At 70.1% G+C, this 7,549-nt stretch carries 8 protein-coding genes; 3 read left to right on the plus strand and 5 right to left on the minus strand.

Annotated elements, in window-relative coordinates; genetic code table 11:
• Positions 1-8 precede the first annotated feature (8 nt).
• Positions 9-1,043, plus strand: a complete 1,035-nt coding sequence (locus AC08OP_RS01000; RefSeq protein WP_476612465.1) for an ROK family protein — start codon at positions 9-11, stop codon at positions 1,041-1,043.
• Here the strand turns inward: AC08OP_RS01000 and AC08OP_RS01005 are convergent.
• The 3 genes from AC08OP_RS01005 to AC08OP_RS01015 form a co-directional block, all read right to left on the minus strand.
• Entirely contained in the window at positions 1,010-1,747 is a 738-nt protein-coding gene (locus tag AC08OP_RS01005; protein ID WP_476612466.1) for an HAD-IA family hydrolase, read from the minus strand. The two genes, AC08OP_RS01000 and AC08OP_RS01005, sit on opposite strands and share 34 nt — an antisense overlap.
• A gap of 109 nt (positions 1,748-1,856) precedes the next feature.
• The gene (locus AC08OP_RS01010; protein WP_476612467.1) at positions 1,857-2,987 is read right to left on the minus strand and encodes a Gfo/Idh/MocA family protein; all 1,131 of its coding nucleotides are present in this window, start codon (positions 2,985-2,987) and stop codon (positions 1,857-1,859) included.
• Positions 2,984-4,150, minus strand: coding sequence for a DegT/DnrJ/EryC1/StrS family aminotransferase (locus AC08OP_RS01015; RefSeq protein ID WP_476612468.1), 1,167 nt, complete (start codon positions 4,148-4,150; stop codon positions 2,984-2,986). The genes AC08OP_RS01010 and AC08OP_RS01015 overlap by 4 nt, the downstream gene beginning before the upstream one ends.
• A 333-nt stretch (positions 4,151-4,483) precedes the next feature.
• On the opposite strand from AC08OP_RS01015, the gene AC08OP_RS01020 reads away from it, so the two are divergent.
• Complete coding sequence (locus AC08OP_RS01020) at positions 4,484-4,924, plus strand: type II 3-dehydroquinate dehydratase (RefSeq protein WP_462188008.1); 441 nt, start codon at positions 4,484-4,486, stop codon at positions 4,922-4,924.
• A gap of 374 nt (positions 4,925-5,298) precedes the next feature.
• Complete coding sequence (locus AC08OP_RS01025; protein ID WP_476612469.1) at positions 5,299-5,430, plus strand: hypothetical protein; 132 nt, start codon at positions 5,299-5,301, stop codon at positions 5,428-5,430.
• Positions 5,431-5,455: 25 nt separating this feature from the next.
• Here the strand turns inward: AC08OP_RS01025 and AC08OP_RS01030 are convergent, their stop codons facing one another.
• A complete protein-coding gene (locus AC08OP_RS01030; protein WP_476612470.1) occupies positions 5,456-6,709 on the minus strand; it encodes a malic enzyme-like protein in 1,254 nt (417 codons plus the stop codon).
• A 97-nt stretch (positions 6,710-6,806) separates the two neighbouring features.
• Complete coding sequence (locus AC08OP_RS01035; protein ID WP_476612471.1) at positions 6,807-7,154, minus strand: ArsR/SmtB family transcription factor; 348 nt, start codon at positions 7,152-7,154, stop codon at positions 6,807-6,809.
• Positions 7,155-7,549 lie beyond the last annotated feature (395 nt).

Here is a 7,549-nt window from a genome sequence, read left to right on the forward strand (position 1 = left end):
GAGGGCTCATGCGTGCACAACCTCCAACCGGCTGTCTGGGTATCGACGTGGGCGGCACCAAGGTCGCGCTGCGCATCGAGGCCGCACAGGCCGGGGCGGCACAGGCCGGGGCGGACCCGACAGGAGGCGACGAGCAGGTCGGCCCGGCCAGGCCGAGCGGACCGAGCGGACCGGACGGACCGGACGGACCGGACGGTCGCGTCAGGCCGGTGGAGACAACCTTCCAGTGGTCGCCGTCGGCGACTGCCACCCAGGACATCGACGATCTCGCCGCACACGTTGCCGCGCTGACCGCCCGATGGGGCGGTCGGGTCGACGCCGTCGGCGTGGCGATGCCCGCAACCATCAACGCCGCCGGCCGGGTCACAACATGGCCGGGCCGGCCGGCCTGGACCGGGCTCGACCTCGGCGCCGCGCTGCGGGATCTGCTGCCGGGCACCACCGTGGTCTGCGGCGACGACGGCGATCTGGCCGCGCTCGCGGAGGCGGACGCGGCCGGCTGTGAGAACGTGGTCTACCTGGGGGTCGGGACGGGCGTCGGCGGCGGGATCGTGCTCGGCGGCCGGTCCTGCCCGGGGCCCGGTCGCGGCTCCAGCGAGATCGGACATCTGATCATCTCGTCCGGCGGGCCCAGCTGTGACTGCGGCCGCCGCGGATGTGTGCAGGCAACCGCATCCGGGCCGGCCACCCTGCGCCGGGCCGCCCAGCGGCGTGGTGCGGAGGTGACCTTCGCAGACCTGCGCGCGGCCTGGCTCGCGGCCGACCCCTGGGCGGTGCGGACAGTGGGCGAGAGCGCCGCGGCGATCGCCGCGGCCGTCGTCGGGCTGACCGAACTGCTGCATCCCGCGATGGCGGTGGTCGGCGGCGGGTTCGCGGCCGGCCTGCCTGGATTTCCGCAGGCGGTCGCCGAGCATGCCCAGGCCCTTGCCCGCCCGGGACATCCGCCCGCGCCCATCCGCCCGGCGCTGCTGGGCGGCCTGTCCTCCCTGTTCGGAGCGCTCCTGGCGGCTCAGTCGCCGGCGAGGATCGGTCGGCCGGCCTGAGCCGCGGGGACACCGGCGGTGCCGGCGGGTTCGACCGGGTGCGGCCGGAGAAGGGACAGCAACTCCGCGGGCCGGCGCAGCGCCGCGTCCGGCTCGGCCGCGACCAGCTCGGCGCCGTCCGCCTCGCCCCACAGCGCGGCCACCGCCATCACGCCGGCCGCACGCGCGCTCTCCAGGTCGGCGACCGCGTCCCCGATCATCATCGCCTCACTCGGCGCCACGCCCAACAGCTCGAGTGCCCGGTTCACGATGTCCGGCGCCGGCTTGGGACGGGCGATCTCATCAGAGCCGATGACATAATTGAAGATCGGCAGAATGTCGAGCTCACCCAGCAGGTGCCGGGCCCGTGGACCGGCCTTGCCGGTGGCGACCGCGAGCCCGAGGCCGCGCTCGTGCAGGGTCCGCAGCAGCGCGGCGATCCCTTCGAAGAGCACCACCTGGTGGGCCAGCCGATAGCTCTCGCGGACGAACGGCTCCTCCATCTCCAGCGGCAGATTCATAATCCGCATGATGTCCGGGAAGTACCGTCCCAGGTGCCGGTTGTACTCCTCGAACGGGGGCTCGCCGGGACCCACGACCTCGGCGTAGGCGATCGTGAACGCCTGTCGCATCACTCCGAAGCTGTCGACCAGCACCCCGTCGAGATCGAAGATGACCGCACGTTTCCGCGCTCCGGACGCCGCCCCGGTCCCGGTGGTGGTCATGGCGGACCAGGGTTTCAGCTCAGTTCCCACGTGCCCCCCGGGCTCGGCGTTGGGTGCCGTTCGATATTCGTGACGCAGGTCGTGTGACACAGGTAGTGGCCGCGTGGCCTCAGCGAGTCGCGTGCGCGAGCAGCGCGACGGACCGGTGCGAGCGCGCGGACTCGTAGAACCTCTCGATGGCGGCGATGGTCGGGCGAACCTCCTCGATCGCCCGCCCCCGGGACGCGGGATCCGCCAGCAGCCCGGGCAGTTCGTCGAGCTGACGGCGGTACTCCGTCCCGATCGGTTCGGCGGGCACAGGCACCGCCATGGTCTCGCCGGCCCGGGTGCGGGTCAGGATCGAATGATCCTGCCGGTTCGGGCCGAAACCGAACGTGCAGCGCAACGACGCGGTGCCCGCGGCGCCCTCGACGTTGATCAGGGTGACGTCCCGGGCCTCGTGCGAGGCCCAGCTCGCCCGCAACGACACCGAGACCCCGTTCTCGGTGACCAGGAAGCCACGTGCGGTGTCCTCGACGTCACCGTCGATGCCGACGGCCGGCCCGGTGCCATCGTCGTGACGCCAGGAGGCTGCCCAGGAGCCGTCGCTGACGAAGTCATCCGAGATCGTCCCGACCACCTGCTGGAAACGGACGCTGCCCAGCAGCGGGATGAGAGTGTCGAGCAGGTGCCAGCCGAGGTCGACCAGGGCCCCGCCGCCGGAGAGGTCCCGCCGGGTGAACCAGCCGCCGGCGTCGGGAATGCCCCGGGCCCGGATCCAGGCGAGATCGACGTGCCGGATGGCACCGAGCCCGTCGGCGAGCTCGTAGAGCCGGCTGACGTCCGCCCGGTACCGCGCGGCGCTCCCGGCGAGCAGGATGGCGTCGCCCGCGCGCTCGGCCGCCGCGAGCCGGTCGGCCTCGGCCGAGCTCAGGCACACCGGCTTCTCCAAGAAAACCGGAACACCGGCGCTCAGCAGCCGGGCGGCGATGTCGGCGTGCCGGTGGTTGGGCACCGCCACGACCGCAAGATCGACCTGAGTCCGGTCGATCTCGTCGACGTCGGCGAGCACGGCCAAGCCCGGGTCGGCCCCGGCCGCCGCCCGGCGAGCCTCGGAATCGGAATCGACGGCCGTGACCACGACGAACTCCGGGTGTTCTCGCAGCCGGGGAAGCCAGATCGACCGGCCGGCCCAGCCCAGCCCCACCACGGCGATCCGCAGCGGAGTCCGCCTGGGGTTCCCGGTCTCGCCTCGGCTCACAATTCGGCCAGGGTCTCGGCCACGATGGCCGCGACCTGGTGCATCTGTTCTTCGGTGCCGAGCAACGTCCGGTGGTGCAGCCAGATGCCGTCCGCGCTGATTGCCTCGGTGTTCGGGCAGTGCTTCGCGATCTCGTCCACCGTCTCGTCCGGGGCGCCGGTCTCCCAGAAGCCGTTGGACCGGTAGATCGCCCGGAACGCGGCGAAAGCGGGCAGCCCGCGGTCCACAAGGGCGTCGACGAACGCGTTGCGGCGCTCCTCACTGAACCCGGGCAACCGGAACATTGCCATGTAGTGCGGATTGCGGTCACACCGGTCGTCGCGGCCCTGCGGGACGACGCCCGGGATGTCGGCAAGCGCCCCCGCCAGCACCGGCCAGCGCTCCTCACGCGTGTCAATCTGGCCGGCCAGGCGGCCGAGCTGGGCACGCAGGACCGCGGCGGAGAACTCGTTGAGCCGGAAATTCGACCCGGAGGTCTGGTGGAAGTACCGGCGGTCCGTGCGTGGCCGCCCGCAACTGTGCCGCAGGAAGCCGAGTTCGTGCAGCTCGGCGTCGGGGAAGGTGACGGCGCCGCCCTCACCGGCGGTCATGAGCTTGCCGTTCTGGAAGCTGAACGCCGCCACCGAGCCCAGCTCACCGAGCTTCTTACCCTGCCACTGCGCACCGTGCGCGTGCGCCGCGTCCTGGATCAGCGGGACCCCGGCATCCGCGGACAGCTTCGCCAGGGCGTCCATGTCGCAGACCTGGCCCGCCATATGCACCGGCATGATCGCCCGAGTGCGTGGGGTCACCGCAGCTGCCGCGGCGGTGACCTCGATGCAGTACGTGTCCGGGTCGATGTCGACCGGCACGGCCACCGCGCCGAGGCGCTGGGCCGCCTGCGAGGAGGAGATGAAGGTGAACGCCGGCACGATGACCTCACTGCCGGGTCCGACCCCCAGGACCTGCAACGCGAGCTCCAACGCATGCGTCCCGTTGGTTACGGCGAGGGCGTGGCCGGCCCCATGGTAGGCAGCGAATTCCCGCTCGAAGGTATCGACCTCGCTGCCACCCATGCGCCACCATTGGCCCTGTTCCAACGCCCGGATCAGACCACCGCGCTCCTCGTCGGAGTACTGCGGCCAGGCTGGCAACTCCGGCGCATGCCCTGCTCTACCGATCACGATCCCCACCCTTTTCTTACCTGTGGCCATACCGTTGTTCTCCGCGCCGGGATCAAGGTTCCGTCGACAGTTCCATTATCGCGACCGGCGAAGGAATCCACACAAGAGGATGCATGACGGACGGTACCTCGGTACCCCCGGGTTTCCCATCGACCTCCGGATGTGACACATCAGCATCAACGGACGGGCTACAAATGAACTCTAGAAGAACATCTCAGCCAATCCGCCCAGCTCACAGGTGTCCAGCAGATGGCTTTGCTATAAATGTGGGGTTCCGGATATCCGGATAAGAGACGCCGGCCGTCGAGCCGGCCAGCCTGTCTGCGAGGTGCCGTGCCCACGCTACTTCTCCTGAATGGCCCCAATCTGGGCATACTCGGCCGGCGCCAGCCGGAAGTTTACGGCACGGCGACACTGGCCGATATCGAGGCGGCCGTCGCGGCTCGGATCTCGGACCGAGGATGGAAACTGGTCTCCGTGCAACGTGAATCCGAAGGTGAATTGATCAACACCATTCAAGATAATTACGGCTCGATCGGCGCGATCGTCAATCCAGGTGCGCTGATGATGTATGGCTGGAGCCTTCGCGACGCTTTGGCCAACTATCCGAACCCGTGGATCGAGGTCCATCTCTCCAATGTCTGGGCCCGGGAGTCCTTCCGGCACGAATCCATTCTCTCGGCGCTCGCCCGGGGAGTGATCGTCGGCCTGGGGGCCCTCGGGTACGAGCTTGCCGCTCAGGCGCTGCTGGACCTCGTCCCCGCGCCGAGCTGAGACGTCCCGCCGGGCCAGGAAAGACTCTTCGGATGGCTGGTCACGCGGAGCAGCATTCGTACCCCCTTCCCAACGTGACCAGGCCACCCGCGACGTGGAACTCCCCACGCCAGGCCGGCCGGCTTCGGACGCACGAGCGTCCTCGGCCCGGTGTCATCTCCTCGGCCATGTCGATTCCTCGGCCGTGCCGGTCCGGCTCGGGCTTCCCGGCAGGCCGAAGAACCGGGGTGGCGCATTACTGGAATATGGCCGTACGGCCCTTTAGGGCATTTTTGGACACGGCCCTTTAGGGCATTTTTGGACGATGTGTTGCAAAGACCGGACCGGGGCCGCCGTACTTCCGCATCCGCAATGCCGGCGGGAGAGTGCCGCCCATGACGACGCACCCTGTTCATCCCGTTCATGAGGAACGGTCCTCCCAACGGACGATCATTCGCCGAGATTCGCCGGTGGGCCTGTCGGTGGCGGGCCCCACCACCCCCTACCAGGTGACCACCTCCAGGTGACCACCTCCGCCGGAAGCGCGGTGAGCTACTCCGGCGCGGTGAGGGCGTGGGTGGCGGCCGCGGCAACGGCGGGGGCGAGCCGTGGATGGTCGAGGGGAGGCAGCACGCTGCCGGGCGGCGTCTGACCGACGAGGGCGTGCACGGCGGCGAGGCGGGCAGCGGGGGTGACCGGGCGGCGAGTGGTGACGACCGCCCGCAGCAGTCCGGGCAGCGCGTGCAGCGGGCGCGGGCCCGAGGTGGCGCGGGCCAGCGGAGGGGGCGTCTCCGGGCGGGTCCGCAGGACGGGAACGCCCTTGGGTGGCGCCGCCAAGCCGATCAGGTCGACGATCAGATCGAGTTCGGGGGCGAGCAGGTGCAGCGGCTGGATGCCGTAATCGACCGGATCGTAGAGAGTGATCTCGTGGATGCCGACACCGATCAGTAAGCCGGCGAGATCGCCGCCCCGAGCCGGGTCCACGACGGCGACGCGGGCCCGCCCCGGCGCGAGGTCACGCGCCCGGAGATGGTTGAGGACCGCGGCCGCGGCGGCGACGGCGAGACCGTCGTTGACGGTGTCGAGCAGCAGATACGGGGCGGCGGACCGCAGCGCGGCGCGGGCGGCGTCGATACGGCGGACGTGTGTGTGGACCAGGACGGTGGCGGCGAATCCCGGAGCGAGCATGCCGATCGCCGCGGCGAGCTCGGCTGCGGTGCGGGCGGCGATCGGCATGGGGATGACGTCGAACCCGGTCGCCCGGTGCAGGTGGACCGCCTGGGACTCGACCGCTGGCAGGGCCGCCTCAGCGGCCAGCGGCTCGAAGTCCAGGACGGCGCTGCCGTCGGTGAGCAGCGCCACCCGGCGCGGCCGGCCGGTGAACCGGTCGGTGTGCGCCGGGTGCATGGCCAGGTGGCTGATGACGCGGCGATCGGCGTCAGCGTCCAACAACGCAAGATCGTGACCGGTCATGACCGACGCGCGGAGACACTGGGCGAGTTTGCCGGTCGACGCGACGGTGAAGACGGGATCCTCGGTCTGCAACAGATCGGCACCCAGCCGCTCCCGTAGCGCCCGGACCAGCCAGGTCAATGTGGACCCGCTGTCGGCATCCAACGTGATCCGCCGGCCGCCCCCGGGATCCGGCTCGTCCGCGTAGCACATCACGGGGCCGGGGGCCGCGGCGATGACCGCCTCGATAATCATCGTGGCCCGGTGCGGAACGCGGACCGTGACGCTGTAGGCGGGGTTGACCCCGGCTGGACCGGCTGAACCGGCCGGGACAGCCGGGCCAGAGGGCGTCACGCCGGCTCCACCCGTGCCCGACTCCGTCGGGTGCGCGCCGGTCCCCCAGGCGACCCCTCGGCGGGACTCCCGGGAATCGGTCCACCACATTTCATGCTCATGAGGAGCTTGTCCCCGCTTCGCGCAACTCGGCCAACAGCCCGGCCTGCCCGGCCGCCATCTCGGTCAGAATCCGCCGGGCCGCGCGCATCAGCTCCGCCACGTCCCCGCCCGCGAGCGCGTACACCACCGTCGGGCCGTCCCGCGTCGCGGTCACGATCCCGGACCGGCGCAGCACCGCGAGCTGTTGGGAAAGGTTCGACGGCTCCACCTCGATCGCGGCCAGGAGATCCCGCACCGGCATCGGCCCGTCCTGCAGCAACTCCAGCACCCTAATCCGCACCGGATGTCCAAGCATGCGAAAAAATTCCGCTTTAGCCTGGTACAGCGGAACTCGCCTCGTCACGAGCCACCTCCCGTCGACTCCGCACAGCTCCGGCCAGGGCCTACCGGCCGAGGTACCAACCTGGCCGGAGTACCGGCGACCGCCCACCCAGAGACCACGTCGGCATGATGAGCAGCGCCGCGACCCGTTCGCGCCCGATGGCGGCCTTCCCGCCAGTTACAGAATTTATCAACTGTTCGTTACCACACTTCGGAGCCGGAAAACGGCTCTTTATCGCACGGCACGGCTCCACGGGGGGCGCTGTGTCCAAGATCTCGCTCACCCCATACTTTTGATCATGTAAATTGAAGAAACTTTCAATTTTTCATCCCAGCATACGGGAGGATCGGGTCCGCGTCGAGACGACAGCGGGGCAGGCCGAGGACTCCCGACCCCCCGGCCCCACCCCCATAAGG

This window comes from Frankia sp. CeRuru1 (assembly GCF_977966315.1).